Origin of the sequence: Mesorhizobium kowhaii, assembly GCF_003253745.1 — a bacterium.
Taxonomy (GTDB): domain Bacteria; phylum Pseudomonadota; class Alphaproteobacteria; order Rhizobiales; family Rhizobiaceae; genus Mesorhizobium; species Mesorhizobium kowhaii.
This window is the reverse complement of sequence record NZ_MZXV01000032.1, coordinates 295,753-311,822: the sequence shown is the minus strand read 5'-3', so window position 1 is coordinate 311,822 and position 16,070 is coordinate 295,753. Positions and strand designations below refer to the sequence as shown.

The 16,070-nt window shown below is 63.5% G+C and carries 13 protein-coding genes; 7 read left to right on the top strand and 6 right to left on the bottom strand.

The window, feature by feature from the left end; all coding sequences use genetic code 11:
* Positions 1-67 precede the first annotated feature (67 nt).
* Entirely contained in the window at positions 68-1,660 is a 1,593-nt protein-coding gene (locus B5V02_RS14320) for a peptide chain release factor 3 (RefSeq protein ID WP_111544805.1), read from the top strand.
* 179 nt (positions 1,661-1,839) lie between these two features.
* Here the strand turns inward: B5V02_RS14320 and B5V02_RS14315 are convergent, their stop codons facing one another.
* The gene (locus B5V02_RS14315; RefSeq protein WP_111544804.1) at positions 1,840-2,310 is read right to left on the bottom strand and encodes a VOC family protein; all 471 of its coding nucleotides are present in this window, start codon (positions 2,308-2,310) and stop codon (positions 1,840-1,842) included.
* 270 nt (positions 2,311-2,580) lie between these two features.
* On the opposite strand from B5V02_RS14315, the gene ilvD reads away from it, so the two are divergent.
* From ilvD to B5V02_RS14295, 4 genes are all read left to right on the top strand, one after another.
* Positions 2,581-4,425, top strand: coding sequence for a dihydroxy-acid dehydratase (gene ilvD / locus B5V02_RS14310; protein WP_111544803.1), 1,845 nt, complete (start codon positions 2,581-2,583; stop codon positions 4,423-4,425).
* 112 nt (positions 4,426-4,537) lie between these two features.
* Positions 4,538-5,827 carry an amidohydrolase family protein gene (locus B5V02_RS14305; RefSeq protein ID WP_111544802.1) on the top strand — a complete coding sequence of 430 codons (1,290 nt, stop codon included), beginning with the start codon at positions 4,538-4,540 and terminating at the stop codon, positions 5,825-5,827.
* Positions 5,805-6,497, top strand: a complete 693-nt coding sequence (locus tag B5V02_RS14300) for a hypothetical protein (RefSeq protein ID WP_146606066.1) — start codon at positions 5,805-5,807, stop codon at positions 6,495-6,497. The genes B5V02_RS14305 and B5V02_RS14300 overlap by 23 nt, the downstream gene beginning before the upstream one ends.
* 244 nt (positions 6,498-6,741) lie before the next feature.
* On the top strand, positions 6,742-7,665 hold the full coding sequence (locus B5V02_RS14295; protein WP_111544800.1) for a DMT family transporter: 924 nt from the start codon (positions 6,742-6,744) through the stop codon (positions 7,663-7,665).
* A gap of 18 nt (positions 7,666-7,683) precedes the next feature.
* Here the strand turns inward: B5V02_RS14295 and B5V02_RS14290 are convergent, their stop codons facing one another.
* Complete coding sequence (locus B5V02_RS14290) at positions 7,684-8,586, bottom strand: phosphotransferase family protein (protein WP_111544799.1); 903 nt, start codon at positions 8,584-8,586, stop codon at positions 7,684-7,686.
* A gap of 82 nt (positions 8,587-8,668) precedes the next feature.
* Between B5V02_RS14290 and B5V02_RS14285 the strand changes: the two genes are divergently transcribed.
* Positions 8,669-9,316, top strand: a complete 648-nt coding sequence (locus B5V02_RS14285; protein ID WP_425374394.1) for a class I SAM-dependent DNA methyltransferase — start codon at positions 8,669-8,671, stop codon at positions 9,314-9,316.
* 19 nt (positions 9,317-9,335) lie between these two features.
* On the opposite strand, the gene B5V02_RS14280 is transcribed toward B5V02_RS14285, so the two are convergent.
* Positions 9,336-11,777 carry a GcvT family protein gene (locus tag B5V02_RS14280; RefSeq protein ID WP_111544797.1) on the bottom strand — a complete coding sequence of 814 codons (2,442 nt, stop codon included), beginning with the start codon at positions 11,775-11,777 and terminating at the stop codon, positions 9,336-9,338.
* The gene (locus B5V02_RS14275) at positions 11,774-12,661 is read right to left on the bottom strand and encodes a phosphotransferase family protein (RefSeq protein ID WP_111545398.1); all 888 of its coding nucleotides are present in this window, start codon (positions 12,659-12,661) and stop codon (positions 11,774-11,776) included. The genes B5V02_RS14280 and B5V02_RS14275 overlap by 4 nt, the downstream gene beginning before the upstream one ends.
* A gap of 401 nt (positions 12,662-13,062) precedes the next feature.
* Here B5V02_RS14275 and B5V02_RS14270 point away from each other — a divergent pair, with 401 nt between their 5' ends.
* Positions 13,063-13,839 (top strand): DeoR/GlpR family DNA-binding transcription regulator, encoded by a 777-nt coding sequence (locus B5V02_RS14270; RefSeq protein WP_111544796.1) that lies wholly within the window; start codon positions 13,063-13,065, stop codon positions 13,837-13,839.
* 33 nt (positions 13,840-13,872) lie between these two features.
* Here B5V02_RS14270 and B5V02_RS14265 read toward each other — a convergent pair whose 3' ends face one another.
* Together B5V02_RS14265 and B5V02_RS14260 are read right to left on the bottom strand one after the other, a co-directional pair.
* Positions 13,873-15,234, bottom strand: coding sequence for a sensor histidine kinase (locus B5V02_RS14265; protein ID WP_111544795.1), 1,362 nt, complete (start codon positions 15,232-15,234; stop codon positions 13,873-13,875).
* Entirely contained in the window at positions 15,231-15,905 is a 675-nt protein-coding gene (locus B5V02_RS14260) for a response regulator transcription factor (RefSeq protein WP_111544794.1), read from the bottom strand. The genes B5V02_RS14265 and B5V02_RS14260 overlap by 4 nt, the downstream gene beginning before the upstream one ends.
* Positions 15,906-16,070: the final 165 nt, after the last annotated feature.

Here is a 16,070-nt window from a genome sequence, read left to right as displayed (position 1 = left end):
GTCAAATCTGTTCGACAGGCCGGAAATGCGCTGCTAGAAGCCCGCGCCACAGACAGGATTCCAGACATTGGCTGAAGACATCGAACAAGCGGTATCCCGCCGCCGCACCTTCGCGATCATCGCGCACCCGGACGCCGGCAAAACGACGCTCACCGAAAAGCTGCTGCTGTTCGGCGGCGCCATTCAGCTTGCCGGCGAGGTCAAGGCCAAGAAGGACAAGATCCAGACCCGGTCCGACTGGATGAAGATCGAGCGTGAGCGCGGCATTTCGGTCGTCACCTCGGTGATGACGTTCGAATATGAGGACAATGTCTTCAACCTGCTCGACACGCCCGGCCACGAGGATTTCGCCGACGACACCTACCGCACGCTGTCGGCGGTCGACAGCGCCGTCATGGTCATCGACGCCGCCAAGGGCATCGAGCCGCGCACGCTCAAACTGTTCGAGGTTTGCCGGCTGCGCGACATCCCGATCATCACCTTCGTCAACAAGATGGACCGTGAAAGCCGCGATCCGTTCGAGATTCTCGACGAGATCGAACAGAAGCTGGCGCTGGATACTGCACCCATCACCTGGCCGATCGGCCGCGGCAAGACGTTTTCGGGCACCTATCATCTGGCACTAAACGCGGTGCGTAGGGGCGACGACGAGAAGGAACGCACGCCGGTCAACGGTCCCGATTCCAATCGCGTCGCCGGCCTGTTGCCGGAGAACGAGCGCGAGGCCTTCATCGAAGAGCTGGAACTGGCGCGCGAAGCCTGCCGTCCGCTCGACATCGACGCTTTTCGCGAGGGTCATCTGACGCCGGTCTATTTTGGCTCGGCGTTGCGTAATTATGGCGTCCGCGACCTGATCGAGGCGCTTGGTGCCTTCGGCCCGCCGCCGCGCGCGCAGGAGGCCGATATCCGCAAGGTCGAGGCGACCGAGGACAAGATGACGTCCTTCGTCTTCAAGATCCAGGCCAACATGGACCCCAACCACCGCGACCGCATCGCCTTCGTCCGCGTCTGCTCTGGCAAGCTCGAGCGCGGCATGAAGGCCAAGCTGGTGCGCACCGGCAAGCCGATGTCGCTGTCGGCGCCGCAGTTCTTCTTTGCCCGCACCCGCGTCACTGCCGACGAGGCGTTTGCAGGCGATGTCGTCGGCATCCCCAACCACGGTACGCTGCGCATCGGCGACACGCTGACCGAGGGCGAGGAAATCCTGTTCCGCGGCGTGCCGAACTTCGCGCCTGAAATCCTGCGCCGTGTCCGCCTGGGCGACGCGATGAAGGCCAAGAAGCTCAAGGAAGCGCTGCACCAGATGGCCGAGGAAGGCGTCGTGCAGCTGTTTTCGCCCGAGGACGGCTCGCCGGCCATCGTCGGCGTCGTCGGCGCGCTGCAGCTCGACGTCCTGAAAGAGCGGCTGAACTTCGAATACACGCTGCCCGTCGAATTCGAGATGTCGCGCTTTTCGGTCTGCCGCTGGATCTCGGCCGACGACAAGGCCGAGGTTCTGCGTTTCATCGAGGCGCATCGCGGCGACATCGCCCGCGATCTCGACAATGATCCGGTGTTCCTCGCCCAGCACGCCTTCTCGCTGAACTACGAAGCGGAACGCTGGAAGGCGATCCGCTTCGCCACGATCAAGGACTATCAGGTCCGCGACAAGGCGGCTTGATGCGCCGCTTTCCCTTCTCCCCGTTCACGGGGAGAAGGTGCCCGAAGGGCGGATGAGGGGCAGCGCCGTCCTCGATGATCAATCTGCTCCAATGAGCCACCCGGCCCGTCGCAGGCTCCGGGCGTTCGAAGCTCGAAAAGCCAAGCAATTGGCTTTTCGTTCGCTGCGCGAACCGCTTCTCACCCCTTCGCTGCCTCTTCGATCTTGGCGATGTCGATCTTGCCCATCTGCATCATCGCCGCCATCACCCGGCCGGCCTTGGCCTGGTCCGGATCCTGAAGCAGCCTGGGCAGTTGTTCCGGCACGACTTGCCAGGAGACGCCGAACTTGTCCTTCAGCCAGCCGCATGGGCCCGGCTCGCCGCCGCCCTCAGTGAGCTTGGTCCAGAAATGGTCGACCTCTTCCTGCGTCTTGCAGTCGATCGACTGTGACATCGCCTCGGTGAACTTGTATTGCGGCCCGCCGTTGAGCGCCTGGAACGGCACGCCGTCGAGCTCGAACGAGGCCACCAATACCTTGCCTTCAAGAGCGTTGCCCTTGGGCCAGCGCATCACGCTCAGCACCTTCGAATTCTTGAAGATGGAGGTGTAATGGTTCATTGCCTCTTCGGCCTGGCCATCGAACCACAGGCAGGTGGTTATCTTTTGCATGTCGTGCTCCTCGCGCTGTTTCGGTTGCTGTCACGGCAAAACGGCTCAATCCGGGAATGGTGCCATTCCCTTGCCGTTTGCCCAAGGACGGGCGGGCGGCACGCGATCCGACAGTGGTGCGCAATTTTTTCGCAAGGGCCGGTTTTTCGGAGAATCTGGCGCATTGCAAAATTGTGGCCAGACCAGGCTTGCGCGTCTATAACGCCTGCGGTCCGAATTCAGCGCCGCCACGCTCCGCATAGAGCGCAGCCAGCCAGCCAAGGAAAATTCATGCCTGCCTATCGCTCCCGCACCACCACCCATGGCCGCAACATGGCCGGCGCCCGCGGCCTCTGGCGCGCCACCGGCATGAAGGATTCCGATTTCGGCAAGCCGATCATCGCGGTGGTCAACTCCTTCACCCAGTTCGTGCCGGGCCATGTCCATCTGAAGGATCTCGGCCAGCTGGTCGCGCGCGAGATCGAGAAGGCCGGCGGCGTCGCCAAGGAATTCAACACCATCGCCGTCGATGACGGCATCGCCATGGGTCATGACGGCATGCTCTATTCGCTGCCGTCGCGCGAGCTGATCGCCGATTCCGTCGAGTACATGGTCAACGCACACTGCGCCGACGCCATGGTCTGCATCTCCAATTGCGACAAGATCACGCCCGGCATGCTGATGGCGTCGCTGCGCCTCAACATCCCGACCGTCTTCGTTTCCGGCGGCCCGATGGAAGCCGGCAAGGTGGTGCTCGCCGGCAAGACGCAGGCGCTCGACCTGGTCGATGCCATGGTGGCGGCCGCCGACGACAAGATCTCCGATGAGGACGTCAAGGTCATCGAGCGTTCGGCCTGCCCGACCTGCGGTTCCTGCTCGGGCATGTTCACCGCCAATTCGATGAATTGTTTGACCGAGGCGCTTGGCCTTTCGCTGCCGGGCAACGGCTCGACGCTGGCCACGCATGCCGACCGCAAGCGGCTGTTCGTCGAAGCCGGCCACCTGATCGTCGATCTCGCCCAGCGTTACTACGAGCAGGACGACGAGACCGCATTGCCGCGCAACATCGCCTCGAAGGGCGCCTTCGAGAACGCCATGACGCTCGACATCGCCATGGGTGGCTCGACCAACACCGTGCTGCATATCCTGGCCGCCGCGCATGAGGGCGAGATCAACTTCGATCAGGATGACATCGACGCGCTGTCACGCAAGGTGCCGGTGCTGTGCAAGGTGGCTCCCGCCAAGGCGGATGTGCATATGGAAGACGTCCACCGCGCCGGCGGCATCATGGCGATCCTCGGCCAGCTCGACAATGCCGGCTTGATCAACCGCGACCTGCCGACCGTGCACACGCGCACGCTTGGTGAAGCGCTTGACCATTGGGATATTTCGCGCTCGACCAGCCAGAGCGTACGCGATTTCTTCCTCGCCGCCCCTGGTGGCGTGCCGACACAGGTTGCCTTCAGCCAGGACCGCCGCTGGGACGAACTCGATCTCGACCGCGAAAAGGGTGTCATCCGTTCAGCCCAGCACCCCTTCTCAAAGGATGGCGGCCTTGCCGTGCTGAAAGGCAATCTGGCGCTCGACGGCTGCATCGTGAAGACCGCCGGCGTCGATGAATCGATCCTGAAATTCACCGGCCCGGCCCGCGTGTTCGAAAGCCAGGATGCCAGCGTCAAGGCGATCCTGTCCAACGAGATCAAGGCCGGCGATGTCGTCGTCATCCGCTATGAGGGGCCGCGCGGCGGCCCCGGCATGCAGGAAATGCTCTACCCGACCAGCTATCTGAAGTCGAAGGGGTTGGGCAAAGCCTGCGCGCTGGTCACCGACGGCCGCTTCTCCGGCGGCACCTCAGGCCTGTCGATCGGCCATGTCTCACCGGAAGCCGCCGAGGGCGGTTTGATCGGGCTGGTGCAGGAGGGCGATACGGTCGAGATCGACATCCCGAACCGGAGCATTCGCCTCGCCGTCAGCGATGCTGAACTCGCCAGCCGCCGGGCGGCGATGGAGGCCAAGGGAGTTGCTGCCTGGAAGCCCGAGGAAAAGCGCAAGCGCAAGGTGACAACAGCCTTGCGTGCCTATGCCGCGATGGCGACCAGCGCGGCCAAGGGCGCGGTCAGGTTCGTGCCGGAGTAGGGCTCGAATCCGACCAGGTTGGCGCTGCCCCTCATCGTCCGACATCAGCCGCTTTGCGGGAGGGTGTGTTTGCGCCACGATAGAACGCTGATTCTTCAAGCGGGATGACGACATGGATTTCGACCTTATCGTTCGCGGCGGCACGCTGCCTGATGGCAGGGTCGCCGACATCGGCATCATCGACGAGACGATCGCGGCGATCGAGCCGAAGCTCGATGTCAGCGCCGGCACGACGATCGATGCCAGTGGCAATCTGGTCTCGCCGCCCTTCGTCGATCCGCATTTCCACATGGATGCAACGCTCTCCTACGGTATTCCGCGCATCAACGTGTCGGGCACGCTGCTCGAAGGCATTTCGCTGTGGGGCGAGTTGAAGCCGCTGCTGACCCATGAAGCGGTGCGCGACCGCGCGCTTGCCTATTGCGACTGGGCGGTGTCGATGGGCCTGCTCGCCATCCGCACCCATGTCGATGTCTGCGATGACAGGCTGCTGGCGGTCGAGGCTTTGCTCGATGTCAAGAAGACGATCGCCCCCTGTATCGACCTGCAGCTAGTCGCCTTCCCCCAGGACGGCTTCTATCGCTCGCCGAAGGCGCGGGAAAACTCCATCCGCGCGCTCGACATGGGCGTCGACATCGTCGGCGGCATCCCGCATTTCGAGCGCACCATGGCCGATGGTACGCGCTCGGTGACGGAGCTGTGCGAGATCGCAGCCAGGCGCGGCCTGATGGTCGACCTGCATTGCGACGAGACCGACGATCCGCTGTCGCGTCATATCGAGCAGCTTGCCTATGAGACGCATCGCCTCGGCCTGCAGGGCAAGGTCGCCGGCTCGCACCTCACCTCGATGCATTCGATGGACAATTACTATGTCTCGAAATTGCTGCCGCTGATCGCCGAGGCGGGCGTTTCGGCGATCCCCAACCCGCTGATCAACATCATGCTGCAGGGCCGTCACGACACCTTTCCCAAGCGCCGGGGTATGACCCGGGTCAAGGAGATGCAGGCCCTCGGCATCCGCGTCGGCTGGGGCCAGGATTGCGTGCTGGATCCCTGGTATTCGCTGGGCACGGCCGACATGCTCGATGTCGCCTTCATGGGCCTGCACGTGGCCCAGATGTCGAGCCCGGCCGACATGGCGCGCTGCTTCGACATGGTCACCAATATCAACGCGTCGATCATGGGGCTCGATCATCTCGGCCTGGCGGTCGGCAAGCGCGCCAGCCTGGTCATTCTCGATGCCGGCAATCCGATAGAGGCCTTGCGCCTACGCGCCGAACGCCTGTGCGTCATCGCCAGGGGCAAGGTGGTGGCGGAGCGGACGAAGCAGGATACCAGGCTGTCCATCGATGGCCGGCCCGCCTCCGTCAACCGCCGGCATGTCGCGCCGCAAGTCCGATGACTGCCTTCGAGGTATGGCCGTGAGCGACGAGAAGAATGCGAGGGAACCGAACCCGGCACTCATGTCGGCGATAACCACCGAGCACTTTGTGATGCAGGCGGCCATCGGCACGACAATCAGCGAAGCCGGCTCGCGCGCTACCATCTATGTCATGGCGCTTTCCAGTTCTCTGGTGGCAATGGGCTTTGCCGCCAATTCGACGCTGGCCTTCCTGCCGTTCGTGGCGACGGTTCTGCCGGTCATTTTCCTGCTTGGAGTCCTGACCACGCTGAGAATGGTCGACATCGCCGTGGAGAACATGCAGGCACATATCGCAATCGCCCGGATCCGTTCCTTCTATCGATCGCTTGGGCCGCAAGCAGAGGCCTGTTTCGCTGCCGAACGCGGACGCTGGCCAGAGGGCCGGGCAGAGCCTGCGCTGAGGATCGGTGCGCTTGCCGGTTATCTGACGACCGCAGCCATGATGATCGCGACCGTAAACGCCATGGTTGCCGGCGCCGGTATTATCCTGATGAGTCGATGGATGGGGATCGGAATTGTCGGGGCGCTGACAATTGGGATTGCCGTTGCGATTGCCCTGTTCGCGCTGTTTTTCGTCTACCAGCAATGGCGCATTCGCGAGCTTGCGCCCTCGTACGATGGGTCGCCACCGACCCGCCGAGAGACTTAGGCAGATCGTCTGCAGCACTCGTTAGACCATGATCCTGAAAAGTGGAATCCGGTTTTCGGACAAGATCATGGTCAAAGAAGAAGATAGAGCCCCATCCCGGTTTTATCGGGATGGATCAGGCTCTGGGTCCAGCGAATTTGCGGTTGTGGCCCCTGCCTTGGTGGTAAATCTCCTCGTCAAACGAATGATAGTCCTTTAACACGCCGTAACCCGAGCCACCGTCCGGAAGGATTTGACACCGGCCATGGCGCAGCCTGCCATCCAGAATTCCACAATCAGGAACGTGCTTCTGGCCGGCATCCTGCTGATGCTGGCCGGCGACTTCCTGTTTGCGCTGAACGACGCCATGGGCAAATGGCTGGTCGCCAGCTTCTCCGTTGGCCAGGTGGTGCTGATCCGCTCCATCGGCGCCTTCTTCGTGCTTGGCCCGATGATCGCCCATCAGGGCACGGCCAGGCTGTTTCGCATGGAGCGCCTCGAGCTGCAGCTGCTGCGTGTCGTGATGACGACGCTCGACACGGCACTGTTCTACGCCGCCGTCGTCTACCTGCCGCTTGCGGACGTGATGAGCTTCTACATGGCCGGGCCGATCTATGTCGCAGCACTGTCGCACCTGTTGCTTGGCGAAAAGGTCGGCTGGCGCCGCTGGATGGCGATCCTGCTCGGCTTCTGCGGCGTGCTGATCATGCTGAAACCGTCCTCGGCGGCGTTCTCGCTGTCGTCGAGCTTCGCGCTCGCCGGCAGCATTGCCTTCGCCTTCGCCATCATCCTCAACCGTCGGCTGCGCGGCACCAGCGACACCAATCTGGTGACATGGCAGACCATCGGCACGATGGTGGTCGGCGGCGTGCTGACCATTGGCGCCTGGCAGACGCCGTCAGCGCTCGATTTCGGCGCCATGCTGCTGCTCGGCATCGTCTCTTGCGGCGCGCATCTGATGATCACCAGGGCGCTTAAGCTGGCGCCGGCCTCGACGCTGGCACCGCTGCACTACACACTGCTCCTGTGGGCGGTCGTCTTCGGGCTGGTGTTCTTCGGTGACGTTCCCGGCCCGCGCATCCTGATCGGTTCGGGCATCGTCGTTCTCGCTGGCCTGTTCATCTTCCACCGCCAGAAAGTGGTCGACACCACGGTGCCGCCCGAAAACGTGCCGAAGGGCGTGAATTAGGGTCCAGATTTCTGGTACCTAACCCCGGCGTATCGCCGCCAGGTGCCGTGAAAATTCCGGCGTCTCCATCAGTTCCTTACAGCGCGCAAATCGCCCGTCGGCATAGGCGCGGAAATCATCGACCGGGTTGTTGTTGGCGAGCTGGATCAGCCCCCACAGCGTCCACAACAGGTCGCACATCGCCTTGTAGATGACGATGCGGCCGCGTTCGGCCGGCCTCACCTCGCCGCCGAAATAGGCGCGCATCATCTCTTCATCCTGCGCCGTGTCGAATTTTCCTTCCACGCTGAGGTCGCCAAGATCCCAGAGCGGATCGTTCATGCCCGAATATTCCCAGTCGACGATCCACATCCTGTCGCCGGCATCGAGAAAGTTCTCGCACAGCGGATCGCAGTGGCAGGCGGCGAGGGGCAAGGTATGGGCGGCAAGCGCCGACCGAACGGTCTCGGCCTCGCGCACCACGTCATGATAGCCGGCGGGTGGGGCGACATCCTTGGTCGACAGCACCTTGAGATAATCGTCGATCATCGCAAACAGTTCGAAGCGGAAGGGAAACACCGCGCCGGAATTGTGCAGCTTGCGGAAAGCCTCGCCGGCGCGCGCCGGGCTGCCTGATCGCGTCCTGAATTTTTCCGGCGACATGGTCTCCGCGCCGGCGATGAAACGCGTCACCATGACCCCGGTGGCGGGATCGACATGCAGCACCTCGGGACTGACCCCCGCCTTTGCCGCTTCGCGCGCGGCCACCGCTTCGTTAGCCCGGTTGATATATTCCTCGGTGCCCTTGCCGGGAATGCGCAGGCAGAATTCGCCAGCCTTGAAAACCAGATTGGTGAGGCCGCCGAGCCGTTCGAGCGGCCCGGTGTAGCCGGCCAGCATGGGAATGGCGGCAAGTGTTGCACGTGCCTCGTCTGTCATCATGCCTGCGCCCCCACGCTGTTATTTGTCGCGGCGACGGTTCCACAATTTTCGTGCTTTGGCTATCATGCGAGACCAAGGATTGATGGACAGGACAAAAGTGGCGGACAGCAAACAGCAAGGCCCCCTTGCCGCAGCCTACGCGGCGAAGCGGCCGGAGGACGTCGCCGCACTCTACGACCGCTGGTCGCAGACCTATGACGCCGACATGTCGGCCGCTGGTTACCGTCACCCGACGATCTGCCTTGCGCTGCTGGCCCGCCATCTGCCGCGCGGTGCCGCACCGCTGCTCGATGCGGGAGCCGGCACCGGGCTGATCGGCGAATGGCTTGATATAACAGGCTATCCCCAGGTCGAGGCGCTCGACATTTCGGAAGGCATGCTGGCGCAGGCTGCCCGCAAGGGGGTCTATTCGGCGCTTCATTGCCTGGCGCTCGGCGGCAAGTTGCCGTTTGCCGACGATGCCTATGCCGGAATCATTTCGGCCGGCGTCTTCACCTCCGGCCATGTCGGCGCTGAGGGGCTGGACGAACTGATCCGCATCTGCAGGCCGGGTGGCATCATCGTGCTGACGGTCAAGAACACGTTGTGGGAAGCCGGCTTTGCCGCGCGCATTGCCGAACTCGAGGCGCAAGGCCTCATCACCCGCGTCGAGGAAACGCGTCCTTACGTCTCCATGCCGGGCGAGGCCGACACCGTGCCAAGTCGCGGTCTCGCCCTGCGCGTCACCTGATCTACGCTTTGACCCTGAACTACGCTTTGACCCTAGCGGCTGCCGGGTCGTACATCGGCTCGAGATGGATTTTGGCCGGCGTCGGCTCCATCGCCACAACCAGTTCATAGTCGCCCGAGGCGAGAAAATCGTCACTCACCCCGTCGGCGTTGCGCACATAGCCGTAGCCGATGTTCCGGCCCACCGTGTAGCCATAGCCGCCGCTGGTGAGATAACCGACCGGCTCGCCATTGCGCAGGATGGTCTCGCGGCCGAGCAGCACGATCTCCGAGTCATCGACCGTGAAGCCGGCAAAGCGTTTCTTCAAGGCCCCGCCGTTGATCTTCTCGAGTGCGCGCCGTCCGACGAAATCCGTGTTCTTGCGCAGCTTGACCGCCCAGCTCAAGCCGGCTTCCTGCGGCGTGTCGTTCGGCGTGATGTCGGAGCCCCAGGCGCGATAGCCCTTTTCCAGCCGCAGCGATTCCAAGGCGCGATAGCCGACCGGGCGGATGCCGTGCTTGTTGCCTGCCGCCATCAGTGCATCGAAGACTTCGCCTGTCGCCGCGATTGGCACATGCAGTTCCCAGCCGAGTTCGCCGACATAGGTAACGCGCAGCGCCCGAACTGTATGGCCGGCAATGGCAATCTCGCGCACATGGCCGAACGGGAAGCTGGTGTTCGACACGTCGGCTTCGGTCACGGCCGAAAGCACGTCGCGCGCCCGAGGACCCATCAGCGACAGCGTGCCGAAATCTTCGGTGACATCGACAAGCGTGGCATCGAGGCCGTCGCCGATATGGTCGCCGATCCATGACAGATCATGCGTGCGGAACCCGGTTCCGGTGACGATGTAGAATTTCTCCTCGGCCAGCCGCGCCACGGTCAGGTCGGCCTCGATGCCGCCGCGCGTGTTGAGAAGCTGCGTGTAGGTCAGCCGGCCGACCGGCTTGCTGACGTCATTGGCGCAGATCCAGTCCAGCGCCTTCGGCGCGTCAGGCCCGCTCAGTTCGTATTTGGCGAAGGAGGATTGATCGAAGATGCCGACCTTCTCACGCACATGCCGGTGCTCGTCGCCGACCGCCGCAAACCAGTTCTGCCGGCCCATCGAATAGACATCCTGCGGCTCGACGCCTTCGGGCGCGAACCAGTTTGACCGTTCCCAGCCGAGCTTCGAGCCGAACACGGCGCGCTGCTGTTTCAGCCTGTTGTAAAGCGGCGAGACGATGCGTGGCCGCCCGCTGGCGTACTCCTCATGCGGGAAGCCGATCGTATAGTGCTTGCCATAGGCTTCCAGCGTGCGGTCGCAGACCCATTGCCGGTCGCGGTGCAGTTTGGAAAAGCGCCTGATATCGACCACCCACAGGTCGAGCGGCGCCTCGCCGTCGACCACCCACTGCGCCAGCACCCAGCCGGCGCCGCCACCCGAGGCGATGCCGAAGGCGTTGAAGCCGGCGCCGACGAACATGTTGGCGCATTCGGGCGCTGCGCCGAGGATGAAATTGCCGTCCGGCGTAAAGCTCTCCGGCCCGTTGATCATCTGCTTGACGCCGACGGTCTCCAGCGCCGGCACGCGCGTGATCGCTTGGCGCATGTGCTGCTCGAAATGGTCGTAGTCGTCGTCAAACAGCCGGAACTCCCAATCGTTGGGCACATCCCCGGTCGTCCAGGCCTGCGGGTTGGGCTCATAACCGCCCATCACCAGCCCGCCGACCTCTTCCTTGAAATAGGTTCGCCGGTCGGGGTCGCGGATGGTCGGCGCGTCGGTCGCCAGCCCGTCGATCTTCTCGGTGATGATGTACTGGTGCTTCACCGGCTGCAGCGGCACGTTGATGCCGGCCATCACGCCGACCTGCCGCGCCCATTGCCCGGCGCAGTTGACCACCTTGTCGCAGGCGATGTCGCCCTTGCTGGTCCTCACCATCGTGATGCGGCCGTCCTTCATCTCGAAGCCGGTGACGCGCACATCCTCGAACAGTTTGGCGCCATGCATGCGCGCGCCTTTCGCCAGCGACTGCGTGATGTCGGAAGGGCTCGCCTGGCCGTCGGTCGGCAGCCAGGAAGCGCCCACCAAATCGCCGATTTCCAGGAGCGGCCACATGGCCTTGACCTGCGCCGGCGACAGCAATTGCATGTCCATGCCGAAGCTCTTCGCCGTCGTCGCCAGCCTTTTGTACTCGGTCCACCGGTCGGCATTGGTGGCGAGCCGCAGGCAGCCGGTCATCTTCCAGCCGGTGGCAAGGCCCGTTTCGGCCTCCAGCCCCTTGTAGAGGTCGACGGAGTATTTGAGCACGCGGGTGATCGAGGCGGATGAGCGCAACTGGCCGACAAGGCCGGCGGCATGCCAGGTCGAGCCCGAGGTCAGCTTGCCCTGTTCGAGCAGCACCACGTCGGCCTTGTGGTCACGCGCCAGATGATAGGCCGTCGAACAGCCGATGATGCCGCCGCCGATGACGACGATCGCGGCCTGGCTGGGCAATGTCATGATTTTTGTATCCCGTATTTTGTTCTGTAGTTTTCCAGCGCCGCATCGAGTCGCATCAGGTTTTCCTCGGTGTAGGCGACGTAGTCGATGCCGGGCGCGTCGAGGTAGAGTTCGGACACCATGCTCCACATCGCCTCGCGCAGCAGCGAGGCGCATTGCATGGCCGCGTGCGAGCGGCGGATCGCCTGGTCCGGTTCCTTCATGAAATAGGCGGTCAGGAAGGCAAAGGATTCCTCGTCGCTCATGCCGGCATTCGAGGCGACGCCGGCGAGGTCGAACATCGCCGTGTTGAAGCCGGCATACTCGAAGTCGATCAGCCACAGCCTGCTGCCGTCGTCGAGAATATTAGCCGGCAAAAGATCATTATGACCAAAGACGATCGGCAGCAATTTCTGCGCGCGCTCCAATTCGTCGGCCAGCGTCAGCAGGCGCGGCAATTCGCTGCGCTTGCGGCTGCCGCCCTCTTCAAGCGTGCGCGCATAGTCGCGAATGACATGGAACACCCAGAACATGAAGCCGGCGCCGGAGACGTGATTGGGCATCTCCCGGTGGAAGCCGCGCATCAGGGCTGCGACTCGGCCAAGATTGGCGCGCACGTCCTCCGCAAGATAGGTTTTCGCACCAAGGAACTCCGTCACCAGGATGCCCGGTTCGGCATGGAGGACGGCCGGTGCGAAACCGGCGGCATATGCCGCCCGCGCGGTCATCACCTCGCGTTCGCGAAAGACATGGTGGAACGGATAGTCCTTGCCGAAGCGCACGACATGCTTTCCGGCCGCGTCCTTGACCACATAATTGGCATTGCTGAGGCCGCCGGGCAGCGGCGCGATCTCGATATTGCCGGTCCAGCAGGGCAGGGCGCGGATGCGGTCTTCGGCAATCACGGAATCATCCCTGGTTTGCTGAGCTTCGACAAGGGCGCCATGGACAGCGAGGAGAAACGCAAAATCTCGTCGGTGCGGGATGCCAGGATCGGTATCCCGCACCGCACCGACGAGCCCCTTGGCCAGGTTTTTGACCCCCGGCATCCGCCCCCGCGGATCTGAAAATTCCTTGCGCCAGACACGTTCAAAAACTGCCTGGTCATTGAGTCGCGGCTCTGCCATCACCCTCCCGTGGCTGCTCCGAACTCTTTGTCACGGTTTGGATTTCACGCCAGGGTTGCCCGGTTGTCAACAAAAAGCTGTGACTTTTTTTGGGTATTTTGCCCGAAACCATAGGCAATTCCTTTAAAACCTCTCGAATTAGCTTAGAAGCGGGCAAAGGCTAAGTCCGGGAAACCCAAATGGTCCATTCAAAACGACACGGCGAGATCCTGCGGCTGCTGCAGGAAGAGGGGACAGTCACCATCGCCAGCCTGGCCGACCGGCTGGGCGTTTCACTCGAGACCGTGCGCCGTGACGTCAAGCCGCTCACCAGCGACGGTTCCGTCCTCAAGATGCATGGCGCCATCGGCCTGCCGTCGATGATCGGCGAAGCGCCGTTCGAACGGCGCATGCGCGAGAATGCCGAAGCCAAGCGCGTCATTGCCCATATGGTCGCCGCCACCATCCGCGACGGTGAATCGATCATGCTCGATACCGGCACGACGACCTCGTTCCTGGCCCGTGAGCTGCTCGGCCACCGGCGCCTGACGGTCGTCACCAACTCGTCGGACATCGCCCGCACGCTAGCCACCGTCAACGGCAACAAGGTCTATATGGCCGGCGGCGAATTGCGCAGCGATTCAGGCGCCGCCTTCGGGGCCTCGGCCATCGACTTCGTCAGCCGTTTCTCGGTCAGCCATGCCATCATCTCCACCGGCGCCATCGATGCGGTGATGGGTGTCATGGACTACGATCTGGAAGAGGCCGAGTTCGCCCGCATGGTGCTGTCGCGCGGCCAGCGTTCGCTCGTCATCACCGATCACAGCAAGTTCGGCCGCCTGGGCCTGGTCCAGGTCTGCGGCTTCGACGGGTTTTCCGAACTCGCCACCGACCGGTCGCCATCGCGCGACATTGCCGCCGCCCTTTCGCAAGCCGGCGCGCGGCTCAGCATTGCCGGCGACGCAGCCGGATTCTAGAGCGGCTCATCGTTTCGCGCTTGCTGAAATGCCCTATGCTGGCAGAGCGCGAAAAGTCATCCTGAAGCAGGCGCCGCTCAACTGGCCGTCGAGGATCTCGATGCGTCCGCCATGCAATTGCATGATTTCCTGCACCAGGTTAAGGCCGAGCCCGGCGCCGTGATCCTGCGGACGCAGCCGGTAGAAGGGCTCGAAGATGCGCTCCCGCTCGCCCAGTGGCACGCCGCCGCCCTCGTCCCGCACCTCGATGAGGGCTGGGGCCGTGACGCCGACGGTGATCTTTCCGGCCCGCCCGCCATGCTCGATGGCGTTCTGGACGAGATTGGTGATGGCGCGTTCGATCGCGGTGCGGTCGCCGGTGGCGAAAACTGTCTCTCTCGCCGGTTCGAACGACATCTCGTATCCGGCCGAAAACGCCGTCGGCGCAAGGTCGACAATGACGCCGCGGGCGATCGCCACCAGGTCGACCTTCTCGAAAGCCGCCGGCTGCCGGTCGAGGCGCTGCAGGTCGAGCAGCTGGTCGGTCAGCGTCGAAAGCCTGGCTGCATCCTGCAGCAGCCGCGCCCGCTCCGGTGTCGCCGGCAATGAGGCAAGGCGCGTATTGAGGATGGCGACCGGCGTTCGGAGCTCATGTGCCGCGTCGGTCAGGAAACGCTTGTGGCGCTCATAGCCCTTGTCGAGGCGCGCGAGCGCGGCATTCACCGCCTTCACCAACGGCGTCACTTCCATCGGCACGTCCTTCAGCGGCAACTGCACGCCGCGCTGGTCGATATCGATGCGCTCGGCCTCGGCGGCTGCATGGCCAAGGCCAGAGAGTGCGCCGCGCACCACCCAGGGCGTCGCAAACAGCGTTGCCAGCGCCATCAGCCCGGCAAGCGGCAATATCCCCTGCAGGAAAAATTGTGGCGCCTGCCCGAGCAGGCGCAGGAGCGAAAGTCCGCCCTTGGTGCCGGTCATGATCTGGACATTGCCGGCGGCCGTATCGGTCCAGCGTATCTTTCCCGCCGGCGGCGCGGCTTGCCCGAGGGCGTGGTCGATGCGGGCGTCGCTGATGTTGTCCAGCAACCCGACAAAGGGCTGGAAGGTGGCAGGCACCGTTCCCTCCTGCAGCCGCTGCCCCTGCTTGTCGCGGATGATGAACCAGAGGTCCGCAACGTTCGATCGCAGCGTCGTCATGTCAGGCGTTTCGTTGAGGACAAGCTTGCCGCTTGCATCGCGCGCCACCGCGTCCGCCAGCACGTCCAATGTGCCGTCCTCGTAGTCATGCGGAATGAGCCCGGTGGCCAGCATGGTGCCGAGAATGCCGACGATGATCAGCGTCAGCATCGCGCACTGCAGCAACGCGATGCGCAGCACCAGGCTCCATTTGAGCGAGCGTGGGCGCCCGATGCTCATGTTGTCTCGCGCAAGAGATAGCCGACGCCGCGAATGCCGTTGATCGTCACGCCGCTGTTCGCGTCGGCGAGCTTGCGGCGCAGGCGCGAGACGTGGGTGTCGAGGGCGTTGGACTGGATCTCGTCGTCGAGGCCGAACACCGCCTCCATCAGCGCCTCACGCTGCACCATGCGGCCGGTGCGCCGCATCAGCGCCTCCAGCACCAGAAGCTCACGGCGCGGCAGGCTGAGCGGCTCGCCACGGATCGACACCTCGCGATGCCCGACATCGAGCACCAGATGGCCGGCGCGGATGAACTGCGACTGCATCGGCACCGGGCGCCTGAGCAGCGCGCGCAACCGGGCCAGCAACTCCTCGAAGGCGAACGGCTTCGCCAGATAGTCGTCCGCTCCCATGTCCAGCCCATCGACCTTGTCCGACGTGTCGCCCTTCGCGGTCAGCATCAACACGGGCGTGGTGTTCTTCGCCGAACGCAGTCTGGGCACCAGCGCCAGCCCGTCGCCATCCGGCAACTGCCGATCGAGCAGGATGGCGTCGTAGCTGTCGACGGCAACGAAGCCCTCCGCCTCGAGCAGCGAGCCGGCGTGATCGACGACCATGTCGTGGCGCTTCAAGGCGGCACGCAAGGCCGAGACCATTTCGGGTTCGTCTTCGACCAGCAAGATACGCATCCATCATCCCTTGAGGAGATCAGTTGCTCCGGGCGCTACAGCGTCAACATTGCGCAGACATGGCGAGGTCGAAACCTGGCGGCGGACAGAGGTTCTTTCGCAAAGCCCGGAATTTCGCAATGTCTATGCAATTCAGCCGCAGCAAACAGCGCCCATCGAATGCCG